The sequence below is a fragment of the Pseudomonas sp. C32 genome (genome assembly GCF_030417915.1).
In the GTDB taxonomy this organism is placed as follows: domain Bacteria; phylum Pseudomonadota; class Gammaproteobacteria; order Pseudomonadales; family Pseudomonadaceae; genus Aquipseudomonas.
In genome coordinates, this window is the sequence record NZ_JAUHUK010000015.1 from 1 (window position 1) to 19,495 (window position 19,495).

The following is a 19,495-nucleotide window of genomic DNA, read 5'->3' on the forward strand; positions in this document are numbered from 1 at the left end:
AAGGTAGGAGTGTTTATTTCCCCGCCAAAAGACCCAAGGTCCGAATAACCCAGGTCATCCGCCAATATCAAAAGGATATTGGGTCGCGTTGATGGGTTAGCAGCCCAAGCGGTTCCTTGCACAAATAAGCCAAGCAAAAGACTGCACATCAAATGGCTGTATCGCATTACCGCACCTTCTGAATTGACGGGTTCACGATTGAAGGGTTTTTAATTGGCGCCGACACCCAACCGCGAGCCTGGAGAATAGGCTTTTGCAAATGCAGGAAGCATTTGTAACCGCGCATACCAATCAGCGATGTTGGGCATATCGGCCCATAGTGAAGCCAAACCAAGATCCTCAAGACGAACGATGCTCGGCATCATTGCGATATCAGCCAACGTCAAATCGATATGCGAAATCCACTGAGTCTTTTGAAGCGCTGTTTCCATACGCAGCAGAGACTGCTGTATCCGCTCCATCGCATCATCCAGTTTCTTTTGTGGAAAACCTTCGGACCCGACTTCTAAGGCGAAGTGTTTACGCAGTGGTAGGCGATTAGCGAATGCTTCACGCTGTTCGGAGGACATGGCACGAAGTCCGCCACCGAAAAACTTCTGGAAAGATGGGTAACGAATTGCAGGAGTCATGACCTCATCGAGGTACTGGACCCAAGCACGCATTTGCGCTCGCTCGTACGGATTTTTTGGGATCAGAGCGACTTCAGGAAACACTTCCTCCAAATACTCATTGATCACGCTCGAGTCTACGATTGCTCGGCCGTCATGAACCAACGCAGGCAGCAATCCATTAGCGTTTATGGCCAAATACTCAGGGGTCAGGTGCTCCCCTTTTTCGAGACGAATACGTTTATCGGTATACGCCAGCCCTTTTTGAGCAAGGACAAAACGCACACGCTGGCTGCAGGTTGAAACACCAGCGTTGTAGAGTTCAAGGGTACTCATAACCAACTCCTAACTGATTGGATAGCTACTGCAATCGACCACACAGCCATGCAGAGCGTGGAAAAAAATGCCTACGCAGTTACGCAATCGAAAACCAATCCAGATGCGTAATCCCCAGGGATCAATCCTCGAAAATGGCAACCGCCCGAACAAATCCGGCTGATGCGTGTTTGATCTTGTAAGGGAAGCAGGACACTTGAAATCCGTTAGCGGGGAGAGTGTCCAAATTCGCGAGTTTCTCCATCTGGCCATAGCCGATGTCACGTCCAGCTTTGTGCCCTTCCCAAATAATTGAAGGATCGCCGTCTGTGGCAAAACGTTCGCGCGTGTATTTGAATGGTGCGTCCCAACTCCAGGCATCAGTGCCCACCACACGCACGCCACGTTCGAGCAAATAGAGCGTCGCTTCACGCCCAATACCTACGCCCGCATCCAAATACCCAGGCTGCCCGAACAATGCGCCTGCTCGCGTATTGATCAGGACAATGTCCAGGGGCTTGAGCTCGTGCCCAATGCGCTTCAACTCCGCTTCGATTTCTGCTGCCGCGACTACGTGACCATCGGGAAGATGACGAAAATCCAGCTTCACTCCAGGTTGCAGACACCAGTCCAGCGGCAACTCATCGATACCAAATGCAGGCTTGCCGCCATCGGTAGTCGACGCGTAGTGCCATGGAGCATCCATATGTGTGCCGCTATGGGTCGTAATTTGCAAACGCTCGGCAGCCCAGGATTCATTACCCGGTAGTTGGTCCATCGAGAGCCCTGGAAACATCGCCGCCATTTCCGGCCAGCCTTGTTGGTGATCGATGTAATCGATTTTCGGTAGCAGAGGTGGTGGATCGGTATAGGGGTTGTTATCCAACGTTACAGAGAGGTCCACCAGTCGGCGTTTAGTTGATTTCATCAGTAGTCACTCGCGATACAGTCTTCGATACACGCGTACGATGTGCAGAAGACAACGGATTGAGGGAGTTACGAACAAGAGCAGCGGCAGTCCCGTCATGACGAAAGCCCAAGGACTGTGCGAGCGGTGTTTTCATTGCCGGGAAGGAGGTGAATAAAGACTCCAGCCGAACGTCCGGAACAAAATCGATTAGCTCACGTCGGCCCTGACCAAAGATCACGGCAAGTGCATCGATCACTTGGGCAATCGATAGCCGCAGCACGGGCAATTGCCAAACGCGCTGCCGCCCCAACTTCGACGCCTCAAGTTCGGCTGCAAGCAGCAGATTCTCCACACAGCAGCTTGCCGACATCCACCAGACGCTAGCCTGCGGTGAAACAGGACATGTGTAAGACTCTCCCATGGCAAAATGGCGCATCAGGTCACTCATAAAACCTGAACACAACCCACTCGCCCCATGCGGTCTGGCGACCACTCCAGGCAGGCGGAGGACCCGACCATCTACTTCGCCGCGCCGGGCGAGATCATTGATGGCAACTTCGATCATTTGCTTGTGGGCCCCGGAGCTGATTGAAGGGTCCAAGCAAGCGGACTCATCCATACGAGTTGGCACGGGGCTGCCATAAACCGAGATGCTGCTGGCATAAACCAATGTCGGAGCGACGGGCAGACAGCGCAGTTGACTGAGCAACTCCAAGCTAGCCAAAAGATTGACCTGGTACCCCAGCGCGTATTGCTCTTCGGCAGTACCATCCGGGATGCAAGCCAAGTGAAAAACTACGTCAACCCCATCTGCGAGTGCTCGGCGTATAAATGTGGGGTCGCCAATATTCCCGCAGAGACGACGCAGGCGTTTATCCTCGGGAAATCCAACCAGCTCCTTGTCGAGCAACATCAAAACATTGATGGTGCGAAGGCCAAGCGTTCCTTGTTCGAGCAACTGCTTTACCAGTGCCCGTCCGATAAATCCGTTGGCGCCTGTGACCATTACACGCATACGCTCTCCTTACGTAGATGCAGATACGATGCGTTGATCAATGGCCCCAAAAACAGACTGGCCGTCGCTACCTGTCACGTCCATGCGAACGCGATCTCCAAAGTGCATAAATCCTGTTTTTGGTGCTCCGTGCTCAATCGTTTCGATTGCCCGGCGTTCGGAGATGCAAGCTGATCCGACTTGGCGATCATTATTCGAGACAGTTCCCGAGCCGATTAAGGTGCCAGCGCCGAGTCGCCGAGTGAGCGCGGCATGAGCAATCAGTTGCGGGAAGCTGAAATGCATTGCACTACCGTGCGGGTTGCCGAACCACTCACCATTCCATTCCACCTGAAGTGGCAAATTCACTCGGCCATTGCTCCAAGCGTCGCCGAGTTCGTCTGGCGTGATGGCGACTGGGGCAAAGCTGGAGGACGGCTTGGCATGCAGGAAACCAAAGCCAGTCTTCATTTCTCTAGGCCCGAAAACGCGAAGGCTGACATCGTTTATTTGCAAAATAAGCTTGATGTGTTCACCAGCCTGCTCTGCAGAGCAACCCAGCGGAACATCATCCACTAGCACAACAAACTCGCCCTCGAAATCGATGCCGTGGGCTTCACAAGGCAACGCCACATCATCACGCCCACCGATAAAGTCGTCCCCAGCACCCTGGTACATAAGTGGCGTGACATCGGCCCCTTCAACCGGGTCGATATTGAAAGCTTTTTCCATTAGATGACCGTGACTCAGGAATGCTGAGCCATCGCACCATTGGTAAGCACGTGGCAACGGCGCCATCGCCACTGTCGGATCGAAAGTGAAAGCATCTTTTAAACGCCCGTTGTTAAGCTCTTGGTAAAGCGCTTGCAACTCAGGCTCTACCCCCCCCCAATTTTCAATTGCCAACTGCAGGGAAGGCGCGATATGCACAGCAGCTATCGCATGGGTTAAATCACGAGAGACAACAACCAGGCGGCCGTCCCGACTCCCATCTTTGAGCGTTGCCAGTTTCATTTCGCGGTTCCTTGACTATTGTTTTTTTTCTCGGGGACCAAGCCTCGTCGCAGGGGGCAAATATCAAAATCCCCAGGAGTTACCCCACCCATCAGCAGCGCCAATTCCTTCAAACCAATTTGCATGCTTGGTCAAACTCAAGGCGTGGTCCAACCGGGCGCAGCCTTGCAAAGTCGCCATAGCCAAGGCTGCACAGAAAGTTGGATTTCCAACGGCCATCTGGAAAGAAACTCGTGTCTACCAACCCATTGTCGAATCCAGACATCGGGCCGCAGTCAAGACCCAAGGCACGAGCAGCGAGGATCAGATAAGCCCCCTGTAAACTACCGTTGCGCAAAGCTGCTATAGCGGCCGCTTGTGGGTTATCGCGGTAAGCGGCGCCAGCGTCGTAGACAGGAAAAAGCTCAGGCAAATGCTCGTAAAACTGCGAGTCGTACGCGACGATTGCAGTGACAGGCGCTGCCAGCATTTTTTCGCCATTGTGGCCTTTCAATGCAGGTAGCAACTGCTGCTTCGCCACATCACTTCGTACGAATACGAAACGTGCAGGGCAGCAGTTATTGCTGGTCGGCCCCTGTTTAAGAGTGTCGTAAAGCCGACGCAAAAGCTGGTCCGATACAGGAGTGTCGAGCCAGGCGTTATGTGACCGAGCCTGCAAAAAAAGTTGATCGATAGAAGATGAATCCAATGCAAAAGACATGAGCTAATTCCTTTCGAGTCGATGCAGTGAGTTGGGATCAGGAACCACAGCATCCAGACAAGAAAACTTTGTTGTACCAACGCGCATTAATGCCCCCGGACCGGTCGAACCTGTTTCAGCATTATCAACGTACTTTGCCATCACTCTGGTTCTCCCTCCTGCATACCTGATTGATCTCTACCGCACAGATCGCTGCGCCATAGGCGCTAATGCCCTGGTACCACATGTCAGCAAGATGGCGAATGATCGACATAAGTGCTCCTCCCCTTACCTGGCGGATTCCTTAGACGGCCGACCCGGTGACCGTCGACTGCACGGCCTTGTGATGAACCTCTATTGGATCTGCGCTAGCCGTTTTGACCGCACTCGTCGTAGCTTGCGCACAGGTGACCACACGGCTCACCGGTAACAAAAAATGAGCCAGTGCAGGCAATAGCACCAAGGCGCCAACCATGTTCCAAATGAACATGAAGGCCAGTAGCACGCCCATGTCGGCCTGGAACTTGATTGGTGAATACATCCAGGTAGCGACACCGATGGCGAGGGTGATGCCGGTGAGCATGACTACCTTGCCGGTGGAAACCAGAGAACGGTAATAGGCTTCAGACAGGCTCGCGCCTTGGCGCAGATGCCCTAGTAAAATGCTCATCACGTAGAGTGCGTAGTCGACGCCGATACCCACACCCAGGGCTATGACCGGCAGCGTGGCAACCTTCACACCGATGTTTAGCCAGACCATCAATGCTTCACAAAGGATGGACGTGAGCATTAACGGAATCACCGCGCAGAGCGTTGCACGCCACGAACGGAAGGTGATCAGGCACAGTAAGATCACCGCGCCATAGACCCAGAAAAGCATCTCGCGGTTAGCCTGTTTGACTACAATGTTGGTTGCTGCTTCGATACCCGCGTTGCCAGCGGCGAGGAGGAATTTCACTTCGTCCGTATTGTTGGCGGCGGCAAATTTCTCTACGACATCCACGAGCCGTGTAAGGGTTTCCGCCTTATGGTCGGTGAGGTAGGCATACAGCGTTAGCAAGCTGCAATCTTCGTTGTACAGACCACGTGGCGCACTGGCAGTGATCATGTTCAGCATTGCCTGATTGTTCTGTAGCTCGTACCACTTCGCGTTGCCTTCACTGAGGCCCACCAGCATGCGGCGGTTCAGCAGCGCCAAGGAGTTGGTCGAGTCCACACCCGGCAGCGCACGTAATTGCCAGTCCAGATTGTCAACCTTGGCCAGAATGTCGTACCGCGAACAACTGCTGGCCGGGGTTTGCACCATCACTGCAAACAAGTCACTGCTGGCACCGTAATGACGGGTGAGAAACGCATCGTCCTGGTTGTAGCGCGAGTCTGGACGAAGCTCTGGGGCTCCGGCATCCAAATCGCCGATTTTCAGTTGTAAACTTACGATGAACCCCATCACCGCCAAGCCCAGGCTGACAGCAATGCACAGGCTGGCCGCGCGTCGGTGAGTGAACAAATCAAGGAAGCGCCAGAAAGCATGGCGACGTTGCCCGGCCTCCTCGGCCTGTTCGCTTTTGAGGCTCAGCTGCGCAGCGCGCGGGGAAACACCAACATACGAGAGCAGCACCGGCAACAGAATCAGGTTGGTGAAAATGAGCACCGCTACGCCAATGCTGGCAATCACCGCCAAATCCTGGATGACTTGGATTTTGATAATCATGAGCACGGCAAATCCAACGGCATCGCATAGCAGCGCTGTCAGGCCTGCCAGGAACAAACGCCGGAAGGTGAAGCGTGCAGCGACCACACGGTGCATGCCACGGCCAATATCCTGCATGATGCCGTTCATTTTCTGCGCGCCGTGACTCATGCCGATGGCAAACACCAGGAAAGGTACAAGCACAGAATAAGGGTCCAGCTGATAGTCCAACAGCGGCAACAAACCCAGCTGCCAGACCACCGCCACCAGCGAACAGAGCACAACCAGCAGCGTACTGCGCAGGCAACGGGTGTACCAAAACAGCACGACTGTGGTGATCAGGATCGCGACGGCAAAGAACAGCAGAATCTGTTTCAAACCGGCAATCAGGTCTCCGACTTTTTTCGCAAAACCAGTGATGTAAATATCGATCTTGTCGTTTTGATAAGTGCTGCGCAGTGCCTCAAGTTGATCGGACAGCGTTGAGTAGTTCAGCGCTTTGCCATCTGCAGTGTTAGCTAGCAGAGGTACATAAATGATCGTTGAGGTCTGGTCGAAGGCCACCAATTGCCCCAGCTCGTTTGAACGCTGCACGTTACGCCGCAGGTCATCCAGACTGCCTGGACTGCCGTTGTAGTCATCAGGAATTACCGGACCACCGTCGAGGCCATCCTCGGTTACCGCGACCCAGCGGGTGGCCGGTGTCCACAGCGACTTCATGTAGGCGCGGTCGACACCAGGCAGCAGATATAGCTTGTCGCTCAACGCTTGAAGGGTTTTCAGGTACTGCGCGTCGTAGATATCGCCATTTTTGTTGACCACCACAATGCGCAAGGCATTACCCAAACCACTCAGTTGTTTCTGATGATCAAGGTAGTTAGCGATATAGGGATGTTGAGTCGGAATCATTTTTTCAAAGCTGGCATTCAACTCGATCCGGGTTGCCTGGTAGCCAAGCACCAAGGTCGTCAGCACGCATACCAGCAGCACCCATAGGCGATGATTGAACAGAATCCGTTCCACCACCGAGCCAGAGCGCGGGTCGAAATTGGCAAGGCTCGTCGTAGCCTGGCTAACCTCATCCTGGTTCGAAATGGAATTACCAGAAGACTTCATAATCTCACTCCGAAGCAGTAACGGTAGGTGGTGCAACGCGCAGCACACCGGTGAAACCAGCCAGCACCAAGCTGCCATCGGCGGCTTCGATCAAACTGGAGACAGGCATGCCCAGCGGCTTGCCATAAGGCATCAGCAAAGTGGATTGGCTGCTGGTCCGAAACAGCGCACCGCCCTGATTGACGAGTAGTAGTTGGCCGTCAGCGGTGCGGATGGCATCGCTGAACGAGACGGGCACTTGAACTGGCGCAGTAACGAAGCTATTGCCGAGGTCCCTGGAGACAAACGCATTGCCCCTCAGCCCCGCGGCCAGCAATGTGCCGTCCTGAGCGATTTGCAAGGTGAAAAAGCTGCCCGCGTAGGGGCTTGTGAGTTGGGTGTAGGTTTTACCTGCATCATTCGATCGAGCCAGGTAACCCTGTTCGCCAGCGAGAAACCAGTGCGCATCCTGGCGTGCGATCGCATACAAATGAAGGCCTGCGGGGTTATCGATTTGCCCCATCACGGAATGCCAGGTGTCGCCACCATCGTCGGTCTGAAAAGCCAGACCGTAAGCACCGACAATCAAGCCGTGCTGAGCGTCGGTAAACCGCAACGCGAGGAAAGGTTTATCGGCGCCCTCTTGAAGGAAACGCTCAGCCGTTTGTACGCGCGCATCAGCAGCATCCTTGTCAATAGCGGTATCTGCCTGCTGCCTGGCCGCATCCCACTCCAATTGCGCAGCCCTTTGACCGTCCAACTGCAAAGCCCAGTGTTCACCACCGTCCTGGCTGGCCAACACCACACCTGAATGGCCAACTGCCCAACCATGGTTAGCATCAACAAACTGTACAGCTGTGAGGCTGACTGAAACCGGTACTTCAACCTGGCGCCAACTTAAACCGTTGTCATCAGAGAGCAGCACAGTGCCACGTTCGCCGACCGCTACTAACCGTTTTTCAGCACGAGCCAAATCCAGCAGCACTGCATGTTGCGCCTGCGGCACCTGCATGGCTGGAGTGTGCAAAGCGTCGCTCACGGCAGCATCGGCAAAGCACAGCGGCATAAAGACCATCAGCCACAACAAACGGCCTGCCTGACAGATTCTGTTCATTCCCAACCTCGAGAAAACATTTAAAAGGGTTGCTTCGAAGCAACCCGTTCAAGCTCAACTCTCTTCAACTCAGTTCGTATTGCTCAGCAGATACGCCCTGGATCGCGCCAGACTAGAAAGTGCGACTAGCGAACACCTGCACCGGCCATAGCTGCGGGAGAAAACTCCGCGGGTTTGAATCGATCAACCACGCTGTACTGATCATTCATGCCGGCATAAACGCTTTGGATAAACCAAGATCCGGAGGTCAGGTCGTAAAAACCGGCAGACAACTGTGCATGTGCTGGAAGATCAGGCATCACCGCTGGCAACGACCATAGCGTCTTGGCCAATTGGCCGTTGGCGTCCCATCGATCACCCAACACGGCTTGCCAGGTGTCTTCGTCGAGGTAGTAACGGCCCTTCGGCAGTTGGTGACGCTTACCTGGTGCGAGTTGAGCTTCCACCACCCAAACTCGATGCAATTCCCAACGCACGTAGTCAGGATTCATGTGGTGATCAGAGAACAGAAGTTCAGGCTTACTGGCGGTCTGCACTTTGTTGGTGTTGTAAGGGATATACATCTCCTGCTTACCGACCAGCTTCCAGTCAAAGCGGTCCATACGGCCTTGGAACACGCTTAACTCATCGAACGACATCACCCCGGCAGTTGCCGGTGTCGGTGTATCGCAGCAGGCATTCGGCAGTTTGCGCACGCGGCGTTGGCCGCTCAGGTATACGTGCGCCTGAGACAAATCACCGTTGATGTTGGTGCGCCCAAGTATTTGCTCGCCCGCACGGATAGGTGGTCCAACGTTGAGCAACCGGAACAGCCAATAATCACCGGTAAATGTTTCTGGCTTCCCGTCCTGGTAGTAATAAGGCATTTCCTGGATGGCTTGGCCTTCAGTGGTCATCACCTGCTTGCCATCAGCGGTCATCAGGTAATGACGGATATGCATCGATACTGACGTACCACGCCAGTTCAGCAGATGGTTCCACATGGCTTCGGCGCCATTTTGCGGGATCGGGAACGGGATGCCGCCAAAGGCGCCTTCCGGAACTGGGCCAGCGCTGCTATCGACCAGTTTGGCGCGGGTAGCGTTTTTCAACGTGTTGTCATAAACCCACTGCGGTGCTGCTGCTGTTCGGCGAGTAGGGTAGACATCGACGCGATAGGTATCCGGATAGCGCTTGAACATCTCCTTGGTGCCATCGGTTAGTTTGCCGGCGTATTGCGCAAGGTTTTTCGAGGTGATGCTGAACAGCGGTTTGTCTGCAGCGAACGGATCGGAACGCTTGCCGCCCTCCTTGAACGATGGGTCAACCTTGGTATAACCACCGTCCCATGCGGGAATGGTGCCATCGGCATTACCGGCACGCTCCGCACCAAAAGGCGTAAGGCTGGTGTTCAGTTTGGCTGCTTCTGCAGCAGTAGCTGCCAGAGTCAGTTGACTGGCCATTGAGAAGGTGCCGAGCAGTGCGAAACACAAGGCTTTGAGTGTGAAAGCGCCGCTTTTTTTGTTGTTGGTCATGCGCAATTCCTCTTAAAACGTGGTCTTGACGGAGAAAGCCAGGTAGTCCCGGTCTTTCAACGATTGCTTGTAATTGAATTGGCTTGCCGCGTTGAGGTTGGTGTCCTCTGCGCCGTAGTAATGCGTGTAGGTCAAGCCGGCAGTGACGCGGTCGAGATAGGTTGCGGTAATGCCGATGTTCATATCGCCACCGTTGTCCGGACCGAAGGAACTGACAACGGCCGATTTGCCCAACGGGAAGTAGCTGATGCCGACCGGGATGCTGATATCGATGCCGGAGAAAAACTGGCGGTAGGTCGGGGTGTAAACCACCTTGAACCCGAGGCCGTCATCGGTGGCGCCGGGGTCAAGCGCAGCACGGTTTTTCGTGACGCTCAGCAGTCGGTTCCAGGCGATCTCACCGACCAGTCCCGATTCCCTGGCAATGAAGTTGGGGCCGAACGAAGCCAACACATTGAGGTTGACGTGGGCGGTACGGCCGACGGCGTACAGGGCATCGTCATCGTTATCGGCGACAACGCCCGGCAAGACGGTTTGACCGTTGGAAACCAGCGGCATGTTCCAGCGCATCGACGCTTCACCGGCGAAGCTGTACTCATCGACGGTGGTCGAAAAACTAGTACCGAATGCGCGAATGTCTTCCGGGTAAACCCAGTAGTACTCGCCGATCTGGCCCGTGCTGAAATTCGGTGCACCGCTGGAGGGCTTGAGGTAAAGCTTGGGGGTTTTGTCGTGGTACTGAATCGCGTAGAGACCGTACTCGACGGTTTCCGCGCTGTACTTCAACTGCAGCCCGCCCTGCCCCGAACTCTTCGCCGCCTTGTCATTGCCGTGGAAAAACGCCGCCGGACTGCCGGGATTACCGCCGAGGAATGGGGGAAATGGCGCGCCCACGATCAAGCGTTCGTTGCCTTCACCAATGGTGTCGCTGGTGGAGAAGTAACTGCCCGCACCCGGCAGGCGCGTCTCCTCCCACTCCAGCTGGTAAAAGGCGCCGAGCGAGACGTCATCGGTCAGCTGGAAAGTCCCCGACAGTTGATTGACCGGCCGGGTGATTTCCTTGAACTGGGTGTTGGGTACGGACTGCGCTTTCACCACGTCGACCGGCGCCATGCCACCGGCAATGCCGTTGGCCCCGAAGAACAGGCTCTCGCCCCAGATCAAGCCGTGGCGGCCGGCGCGCACGGACGTGGCGTGATCGGCCAGCTCGCCGTTCCAGTACACGAATGCATCGAGCAATTCACCGTCACCGCCATGCAGGTGACGGGTGTCATCGGTAAATTCGTCGTAGGCCACGGAACGGGCGTTGGCACGCGCCGGATCGTCGTTATCGTTGTCGTGCTGATATTCAGTGTCGTACCAGGCGGCGCCACTGAGGCGCGCGCCGACGTTTTTGAACGACATGTCCAGCTCGGAAAGGATGTCTGTGCGGTTGGAGATCAAGCCCTTTTTGAACGCCCGATCGCCATCGTCCTGATTGAGCGACACCCGCCCTTCGGTCAATTTGCTGCTGGGATCCTGGGCGCGCCATGCGGCGCTGTACTTGACGGTGTTGTCCCAACGCAGGCTGAAATCCGGATTGCCGGTATCCACCTGAAAGGCTTGGGCAACTGGCATTCCAAGCACTAAGCCGGCCGCTATTGTTAGAGTGAAAGGCGCGCGTCGCAGGGCCGCCGGTTTGCGAGTAACCATCGAATTAACCCTCTTTATTATTCTTGTGTGTGTGTCAGCATTTTCTTGCGCAACCGAACCAACCGAGAACATCAGGTCAATATTGGTTTGGTTATTCCGTTACCCATGAGCGAGCCAATCAACCAGGACGCTCAGGTGCTCATCTGAATCAGGAGCGGAAATGAATCCCTGCTAACAACCGAACAGAAGTGAGCGCTGCCCCTCTCTCCTGCACGCTTGGCGCAACACAAATTTCTGGGTGCGACGAGCGCGACAGCCGTGCATGTCCGAGACCGCAAAATGGGGTTCGGCGGCCAGATCTTTCAGGGTTGGCAATTTCGTAGAAAACATGCGCAGCAGGTTGAGAATGGATGCATTCACGGGCAGTGCTGTCGACAAGCAAGGCGTTTGTAAAGGCGGAGGACTGCATGGATTGTTTATTCATTATTAGCTCCACGAATCTTGCGATCACCTGCCACCTACAACCTAAATCCTGAATTGAGGTGGATGGCGTTGCGTTGTGAGTAAGCTTGTAGCAGTCGTAAGAATTTGGGAAATCGCTTGTAAGGATGCGATGTATCGCTAGAAGCGGTAGCTGATTCAAACGCCGCAGACACAACTTCAGAGACATCTGAGGGAGAGTCAGAGGGTCACCAAATGAAAGGCCGACGGAAGATAGTGCGAATTGGTGAGTGAACCTGACACCGAAAACAGGAGCTATTTACCCTGCTTTCTCGGTTGAGAAACCCTCAGAAAATGATATGCAAGGACTCGGGCACAGCCCTGAATCCTTGGGTATGGAGCATAGAAACGGCTGACTCGTAGCCTTGTTGCAAATGCATTGAGTTTCCAGAGTTAAGCGCCTCAAACTCACTCATGGTGGAGGTCTAAAATATACTCCGCAGTAGCGTCCTTGATGCTCGTTTCAGTTTCGCGATAAACGAAGCCCTCAGATCTAGAGAGTCCAACCCACAAACCAAACACCAGCACGAGCACGAGCACGAGCACGAGCACGAAAACCGTCAGGAACTTCGAAGAACATGGGTTGATCAACTGCCCCCCAGTTCAATCATGTTTGAAAATGCCTGACTGCCGTATTGATACACCCGTCTGGTGACGGGTGCACGACCACTCCGAAATTATTGTTTTGGTATGCTCAGGCGCTGCTCGCACCAGAACATCGACGCAGGCGACTATTTACCGCTAAACAGTTTGTGAGGATCGATTACGAATTTCTTCGGTACTCCTGCATCAAACTCACCATAGCCTTTCGGTGCTTCGTCTAAGCCAATGACCTGGACACCGACGACTTCTGCAATATTGATTCGATCCCACATGATCGCTTGCATAAGTTGGCGGTTGTATTTCATCACCGGCGTTTGGCCGGTATGGAAACTATGGGACTTCGCCCAACCAAGACCAAATCGAATGCTCAAGCTACCAATCTTTGCCGCAGCATCCACTGCACCTGGATCCTCGGTGACATAGAGACCCGGAATACCAATTTTGCCTGCGACACGCACGACCCCCATCAATGAGTTCAGCACCGTCGCAGGAGCTTCGTGTTGTGCCCCGGAATGGCCATGTCCACGTGCCTCGAACCCCACGGCATCAACCGCACAATCCACTTCAGGCTCACCCAGCAAAATAGCGATCTGCTCGTGCAAGGGTGTCTCTGTCGACAGATCAGCGATCTCAAAACCCTGAGCTTTCGCATGCGCCAGGCGAACAGGATTAACGTCGCCAACTATGACGACGGACGCCCCCAGTAGGCGAGCTGATGCGGCGGCAGCAAGACCTACCGGCCCCGCACCCGCGATATAAACAGTGCTACCCGGCCCCACGCCAGCGGTAACAGCCCCGTGGTACCCGGTTGGCAAAATGTCTGACAGGCAAGTCAGGTCACGGATCTTTTCCATGGCCTTATCGCGGTCAGGCAGTTTCAAAAGATTGAAGTCTGCATAGGGAACCAAGACATACTCAGCTTGCCCACCGGTCCAGTCCCCCATATCCACATAGCCATATGCCCCCCCTGCGCGGGCCGGGTTGACCGTCAAGCAAACGCCGGTATGTTGTTCCTTGCAGGAGCGGCAACGGCCACAGGCGACGTTGAAGGGTACGGAGACCAAATCACCGATCTTGAGATTCTCGACGTCGCTGCCTTTTTCGATGACCTCGCCAGTAATTTCATGGCCGAGCACCAGTCCTACCTGAGCGGTCGTTCGACCTCGCACCATATGCTGATCGGATCCGCAAATATTTGTAGATACCACTCGTAAAATCACACCGTGCTCAATTTTCTTACCGCGCGGATCCTGCATTTTTGGATAGTCGATTTTTTGCACTTCGACTTTGCCTGCGCCTAGATAGACGACACCACGATTACCGGACATTGTTATTCCTCTTGTTGGTGAAGCAGTCATCTTTAAAACGAGGTCGGCACTCAGCCGGTGTTACGCATACCAGCAGCGACTCCGGCAAAAGTAACGAGTAACGCTTGTTCGACATGTGTAGAAGGCTCAACGGATCCTTGAGCGCGTGACCTGCTCAACAATTCAGCCTGCAGTAGGTGAAGCGGATCGGTATAGGGATTGCGGATACTCATCGACTCGCTGAGCTCAGGGTTCTCCTCAAGAAGTCGAGTGATCCCTTTGAGTTCCAGTACAACGCCTGTTGCTTCGATGAGCATCGCTCGCAACTGCAGGCCAAGCGACAGAAGCTTTGGCTCAACAAGGCACTGCTCATAGAATCGAGAGATGTCGATATCAGCTTTGCTGAGGACCATCTCCAGCATATCGATACGCGTTTTGAAAAATGGCCAGCCGGAAATCATCTCTTTCATGAGTGCTGTCTTCCCTTGCAAAATTGCAATGCCTAACGCCGAGGCAGCGCCAAGCCAGGCAGGCAGAAGCAATCTGTTTTGGGTCCACGCGAAAATCCAAGGGATAGCCCTCAAACCCTCAACACCTCCGCCGTGTCGACGCCTGGCCGGGCGACTTCCAAGTGGCAGTTTTGCCAGTTCCAACTCAGGCGTTGCTTGTCGGAAGTAATCGATGAACTGGGGATTGTCACGAACAACGCTTCGGTAGCTCAGTAGCGAATCATCGGCGAGTAAATCCATTAACTGACGCCAGTCGTCACAAGGCGATGGCGGAGGAATCAGTTGAGCCTCAAGTACGGCACTCAAGTAGAGACGAAGACTCTGGATTGCCACATCAGGCACCCCAAACTTGAACCGAATCATTTCCCCTTGCTCTGTCACCCTCAACTCCCCCGCTACCGAACCCGGTGGTTGGGAAAGAATGGCCTGATGGGCCGGCGCACCTCCACGCCCAATCGTGCCCCCACGGCCATGAAACAAACGCAGACCCACGTTGTGTTTCTGGCATACGGCTACCAAATTTTCCTGCGCCTGATACTGCGCCCAGGCCGCAGCAAGGGTTCCCGCATCTTTTGCAGAATCGGAGTAACCGATCATCACCTCTTGAGAGCCTACGAGCTGTGCTCGATACCCATCGATTTCAAGAAGTTGATCTATGCACGTAGATGCGTACTTGAGGTCATCCAGCGTTTCAAATAATGGCACCACTGGAATCGACCGAGACAATCCACACGCTTTCAACAGCAGCTTCACCGCAAGAACGTCGGAAACTCTTTTCGCCATCGATATAACGTAAGAGCCGATCAGTTCATCTGGTTGCAAAGCTACAGCGCGGCAACACGCAAGCAATTCAGTCGTTTCGGCTGATGGCTCCCAGCCCTCAGGAATAAGCTGCCGTTGAGTTTGTAACTCAGTAAGCAGAAAAGTTCTGCGTGCTTGCTCATCCCAATCCTCATAGCGGCCCAGTGATAAATATTCCGTGAGCTCCGTAAGCGCCCTGGAATGCAAATCGCTGTCCTGCCGAATATCTAAACGTGCAAGCCCAAGGCCGAACGAACGAACGCGACGAATAGTGTCGAGTAACAAGCCATCAGCGATTCTTGATAGGCCTTGAGAACAAAGCGAGCGATAACACAACTCCAGTGGCGCAATTAGCTCTTCGGAGCTCTGAAAAACGCGTTGGGCGTAGCTTGAATCTCCCCGAATCGAGGCCTGAGCCCATTCCCGTGTAAGGTGCAGTCGGTGGCGGACGGGTTTCAATACAGCCCGATACGGTTCGGCCGCAGCATCTACCTGCAGCAACAGCTCTTCGCTGGCACGTGACATGGAAAGCTGCGCGCAGAGCGCGTCTATATCGCGCAAGTAGAGATCTGCCGCCATCCACCGTCCCAAGAGCAAAACCTCTTGGGTAACAGCCGCAGTCACATTGGGATTACCGTCACGATCGCCGCCCATCCAGGACGAGAACCTCACCGGAACAGCGGAGAGAGAAAGCCTGTTTCCAGTGGCACACTCCAATTCGCTATCAAGTGAGCGAAGGAACTGAGGCAGCGCCTCCCACAGTGTATTCTCGATTAATGCAAAACCCCATTTCGCTTCATCGATGGGTGTCGGGGGAGTTTTGCGGATCTCACTTGTGTGCCAGATTTCATCGATCAGGCGAGCAAGATTTTGGTCGAGCGTTTTGCGCTCGGTTTTACTAAGGTCTCGGTCCGACTGATCGAGCAAGTGAGCAATTGCATCGTACTTTTGAATCAGTGTTCGACGGGTGACCTCGGTAGGATGAGCAGTCAGAACCAGGTCAATCTTCAGTTCTGAAACCTGCTCGTGTATCCGCTCAGGGGAATACCCCTGTAGGCGGAGCCGGCTTATCAGTTCAGAGAAACAGCTGTCTGCAAATCTCGCTGCCTCATCAGGCGTGCGCTTGCGAACCTGATGGTGCTGCTCTGCGATATTAGCGAGGTTCAGGAACTGATTGAAGGCGCGCGAGACAGGTAGAAGCTCCTCGTCTTTGAGGCTGTGAAGTAGAAGGAGTAAATCGTTCTGAGCTAGAGCCTCGCCCGTTCGCGCTCGCTTGGCGCCTTGGCGAATCGCTTCAATTTTCTGCAAAAGGTCCGTGCCGAACTCATCCTGAATGGTGTTGCCCAGTAACGTACCTAATTCATTCACGTTCCGACGCAAGCGAGGATCGATTAGTAGCAGAGGCGACTCGAGTTGAGCGTTGGCGCGAATATTCACCGAAATCTCCTGTTCACTGAGCGTTGACGGGGGTTGGAGGACCCAGCGCCGTCGCTTGGAAAACGGTCACCCTCCATTGCCCATCCGACTCTTTGGCCCAGACCTGGACGACCTTTGACTCGATTCGCATCACCACTCCGTCGCCACCGCGAAGACGCGCGGTATTCACCTGGATTCCGGTCATAACAGCAACAGAGCCATAGTTACGAATACGCAACTCACCTCGCTCGACATTAAGCAACTCAAGCTTTTGCTGCACATACTCCAGGTAGCTGTCATAGCTATCGCTATTTCCCCTGGTATGCGTATGCAAAAGGTCTCGGGAAAGCACCTCTCCCAACAGGTCAAACGCTCCGTTGACCAATGCATGGCATCGTTGCTGCTCACGCTCAAGCAGCTTCTGGTGATCGGACTGCTGATCTGAATAGGATGTAGTCATTGATAGGACTTCCAAAGGGGTTCGAGCGCTGTTTGCAACGCTGAAAATGCCGGCAGGTATCTTTCCGTCTTAAAAAATCAGGCAGCACGAACCCGTGGCCGCTGGAACGCGGCCAAGGAATACGCTTGTGGTAACTGCCCGCAGGTTTTGCCCTAAATAGGCTGAGCGGTAACCTCAACCATTTTTTGCACCAGACCGTTGAAGTCCGCTGTGTGGTTGCGCTCCAACTCCCACGTGCCTATTTGCAGTGAAGAGTTCACTATGAACTTGCAACGCTCAAAACGCCTGGTCATGAAGGATTCAAGCGCTTGGTCCACTGACTTGGCCTTGAGTTCCTCGGCAAGCACGATGCCATCTTCAATTGCCATACCAGCACCCTGCCCAAGATGTGGGGTGGTTGCATGGGCTGCATCGCCGATCAAGACAAAGCGTCCCTGATACCAAGGAGCCTCTAGAAAGATCGTCTCGAATGGCTTGTAAATAACCTGCTTGGGATTGGTTATAAACTCATCCCTTGCTCGTGCAACGGGGCCTTCGAATTCCGCCAAACGCTCTTTGAACAGGACATCCAGCTTGTCCTGATCGAACCATGGGTTACCTGGTTCAGAGGTTGTCTGCAGCAAATACATCAAGTCATTGGTAAGAGGACAAAAACCTGCCTGACCACCATTTCTTCCGCGGTACATGGTGAGACAATCGACTTCTTGCGTGCGTGGCATGTTGCAGCGCCACCCACCTTGACCAGTGAATTTCGGCTTTAAGTGAGAGCCGAAAAGCAGGGCACGAATCTTTGAAAAAATCCCATCTGCGCCAATGACCAGGTCATATTCGCCATCGCGACCGTCGCTGAATTTAACGAACGCTTTATTTTCCCCATTTTCGAGGCTATCGACGGTCAGTCCGAGGGTGATCTTGGTCCCCAACTCCGTCGCTTTATTCAGCAAAATCGTATGGAGAGCAATACGAGGCAGTGCCATGTTGACCGGATAGTCCGGGCCCGCCACGCGGGCACCTGGAATGATCGCTAACGGGTTGCCCGCCCCATCACAAAGGCGAACCTTGTCGAATGAAAAACCGTGTTTCATGCAGTCATTGGCGACACCGAGCCTGGCCATCTCGCGAACCACATTGCCTTGTTGAATGATGCCTACTCCGTATACCGTCCACTCAGGGTTCAGCTCAATCAGCTCAACATCAAAGCCTTGCTGACGAAGCGCAATGGCAGTTGATAGGCCACCAATTCCACCGCCCACGATGAGGATGCTTTGAGCTTTTTTGTTATTCATTGTTGGGATTCCTCAGTCAAATTTTACATTCACACGAGTGAATCTAATGCTTCGCTCCACAACTGCGCGATACGTGCGAGTTTCAGCGGGGGAGCCAATATGAGAGGTGGAGCGAAATCTCGAATCAGCCTCTTTGGCTGCTCGGATACCAGGTATTCGACCGGAGATTTCCCATCAACCCGCGCAAGAAGCAAGGCAGGCAAGAGTGCAGCAGCGCGCTGCTCGATTGCCTCCATGCCATCGTTGCAGAAGTAGCCATCGAAAAATTCGCCGTAGCAGGCCAAATAGAGTGTTTTCAAATGCGGGTTTACCAGGCACTTGAGGAGCATATGATTGAGGAAAAAGGCAACATCAAATGCGGGGTCGCCATACCAGGCACACTCGGCGTCTAGTATCACCGGACCATTCGGTCCAACTAGAATGTTCTTCGGACTAATGTCCCCATGAACCAGGGCTTCATGATGAGCAGCGGTTGTTTCCACCAATTGTTCGAGGCGCTGCGCGAGGCCAGGATGACGTCTCGCTGTTGCCAGCAAATAGGGTTCAAGACGGATCGCAAAAAAACTCTCATCTGTGGCAAACGCCTTAGCCAGTACTGAAGAGTTGGAACTTGCCGAATGAAGCTTGGCTAGCACCTTACCTAGCGCTAGCGCAATCGAAGGTTCAACCAAGCCATCGAGTAATTGCTGCTTCCAAACTGGATGTTCGGCAACTGGCAAAAACTCCATCGCAAACAAACCAGCCTCAACGTCATGGGCAATGGGTGTCGGTACTGCAGCAGGAACCTGTTTTGCCGCAAACTTTAGCCACTCCCATTCGAAGGCATTTCGGGAAACTGGGGCTTCCCAATCGTCTGCCACCTTCAGCTTTGGGAGCGCCCGTTTAATACATAACGTGCAATCCGGTAGTTCCACCTTCCAGATGTCAGAAGACACTCCGCCAGTCAGGGGAATCCAGCGACCAACGACTCCAGCACTGGACAGCCCCGAATTAATCAGAAAATCCTGAAGCTCGGGGGCAACATGCACATTATTCTCGGCCATGAGC

Annotated in this window: 15 protein-coding genes; all 15 read right to left on the reverse strand. The window is 54.0% G+C overall.

Translation table 11 applies throughout. From position 1 onward, the window contains the following. Positions 1 to 209 precede the first annotated feature (209 nt). The 15 genes from QYH43_RS17765 to QYH43_RS17835 all read right to left on the reverse strand — a co-directional run bounded on the left by QYH43_RS17765 (position 210) and on the right by QYH43_RS17835 (position 19,491). On the reverse strand, positions 210 to 944 hold the full coding sequence (locus QYH43_RS17765; RefSeq protein ID WP_301157680.1) for a glutathione S-transferase family protein: 735 nt from the start codon (positions 942 to 944) through the stop codon (positions 210 to 212). A gap of 121 nt (positions 945 to 1,065) precedes the next feature. Further along, the gene (locus QYH43_RS17770) at positions 1,066 to 1,851 is read right to left on the reverse strand and encodes a cyclase family protein (RefSeq protein ID WP_301157681.1); all 786 of its coding nucleotides are present in this window, start codon (positions 1,849 to 1,851) and stop codon (positions 1,066 to 1,068) included. Then, a complete protein-coding gene (locus tag QYH43_RS17775; protein ID WP_301157682.1) occupies positions 1,838 to 2,848 on the reverse strand; it encodes an NAD-dependent epimerase/dehydratase family protein in 1,011 nt (336 codons plus the stop codon). The genes QYH43_RS17770 and QYH43_RS17775 overlap by 14 nt, the downstream gene beginning before the upstream one ends. A gap of 9 nt (positions 2,849 to 2,857) precedes the next feature. Next, positions 2,858 to 3,841 (reverse strand): fumarylacetoacetate hydrolase family protein, encoded by a 984-nt coding sequence (locus QYH43_RS17780; RefSeq protein WP_301157683.1) that lies wholly within the window; start codon positions 3,839 to 3,841, stop codon positions 2,858 to 2,860. A gap of 109 nt (positions 3,842 to 3,950) precedes the next feature. Continuing rightward, positions 3,951 to 4,541, reverse strand: a complete 591-nt coding sequence (locus tag QYH43_RS17785; RefSeq protein ID WP_301157684.1) for a malonic semialdehyde reductase — start codon at positions 4,539 to 4,541, stop codon at positions 3,951 to 3,953. A 283-nt stretch (positions 4,542 to 4,824) separates the two neighbouring features. Next, the gene (locus tag QYH43_RS17790; protein WP_301157685.1) at positions 4,825 to 7,326 is read right to left on the reverse strand and encodes an MMPL family transporter; all 2,502 of its coding nucleotides are present in this window, start codon (positions 7,324 to 7,326) and stop codon (positions 4,825 to 4,827) included. 4 nt (positions 7,327 to 7,330) lie between these two features. Then, entirely contained in the window at positions 7,331 to 8,419 is a 1,089-nt protein-coding gene (locus QYH43_RS17795; RefSeq protein ID WP_301157686.1) for a YCF48-related protein, read from the reverse strand. Positions 8,420 to 8,544: 125 nt separating this feature from the next. After that, positions 8,545 to 9,933 (reverse strand): DUF1329 domain-containing protein, encoded by a 1,389-nt coding sequence (locus tag QYH43_RS17800; RefSeq protein WP_301157751.1) that lies wholly within the window; start codon positions 9,931 to 9,933, stop codon positions 8,545 to 8,547. Between the two features lie 12 nt (positions 9,934 to 9,945). Then, complete coding sequence (locus QYH43_RS17805) at positions 9,946 to 11,625, reverse strand: DUF1302 domain-containing protein (RefSeq protein ID WP_301157687.1); 1,680 nt, start codon at positions 11,623 to 11,625, stop codon at positions 9,946 to 9,948. Positions 11,626 to 11,773: 148 nt separating this feature from the next. Beyond that, on the reverse strand, positions 11,774 to 12,049 hold the full coding sequence (locus QYH43_RS17810) for a hypothetical protein (RefSeq protein ID WP_301157688.1): 276 nt from the start codon (positions 12,047 to 12,049) through the stop codon (positions 11,774 to 11,776). 748 nt (positions 12,050 to 12,797) lie between these two features. Next, positions 12,798 to 13,997, reverse strand: a complete 1,200-nt coding sequence (gene fdhA / locus QYH43_RS17815; RefSeq protein ID WP_301157689.1) for a formaldehyde dehydrogenase, glutathione-independent — start codon at positions 13,995 to 13,997, stop codon at positions 12,798 to 12,800. Positions 13,998 to 14,047: 50 nt separating this feature from the next. Continuing rightward, complete coding sequence (ppc, locus tag QYH43_RS17820) at positions 14,048 to 16,687, reverse strand: phosphoenolpyruvate carboxylase (RefSeq protein ID WP_301157752.1); 2,640 nt, start codon at positions 16,685 to 16,687, stop codon at positions 14,048 to 14,050. A gap of 49 nt (positions 16,688 to 16,736) precedes the next feature. Then, positions 16,737 to 17,162: a nuclear transport factor 2 family protein gene (locus QYH43_RS17825; protein ID WP_301157690.1), complete on the reverse strand. Its 426-nt coding sequence runs from the start codon at positions 17,160 to 17,162 to the stop codon at positions 16,737 to 16,739. Between the two features lie 152 nt (positions 17,163 to 17,314). Continuing rightward, positions 17,315 to 18,448, reverse strand: a complete 1,134-nt coding sequence (locus tag QYH43_RS17830) for an FAD-dependent oxidoreductase (RefSeq protein WP_301157691.1) — start codon at positions 18,446 to 18,448, stop codon at positions 17,315 to 17,317. Between the two features lie 29 nt (positions 18,449 to 18,477). Next, positions 18,478 to 19,491, reverse strand: a complete 1,014-nt coding sequence (locus tag QYH43_RS17835; RefSeq protein WP_301157692.1) for a phosphotransferase — start codon at positions 19,489 to 19,491, stop codon at positions 18,478 to 18,480. Between the last annotated feature and the right edge of the window lie 4 nt (positions 19,492 to 19,495).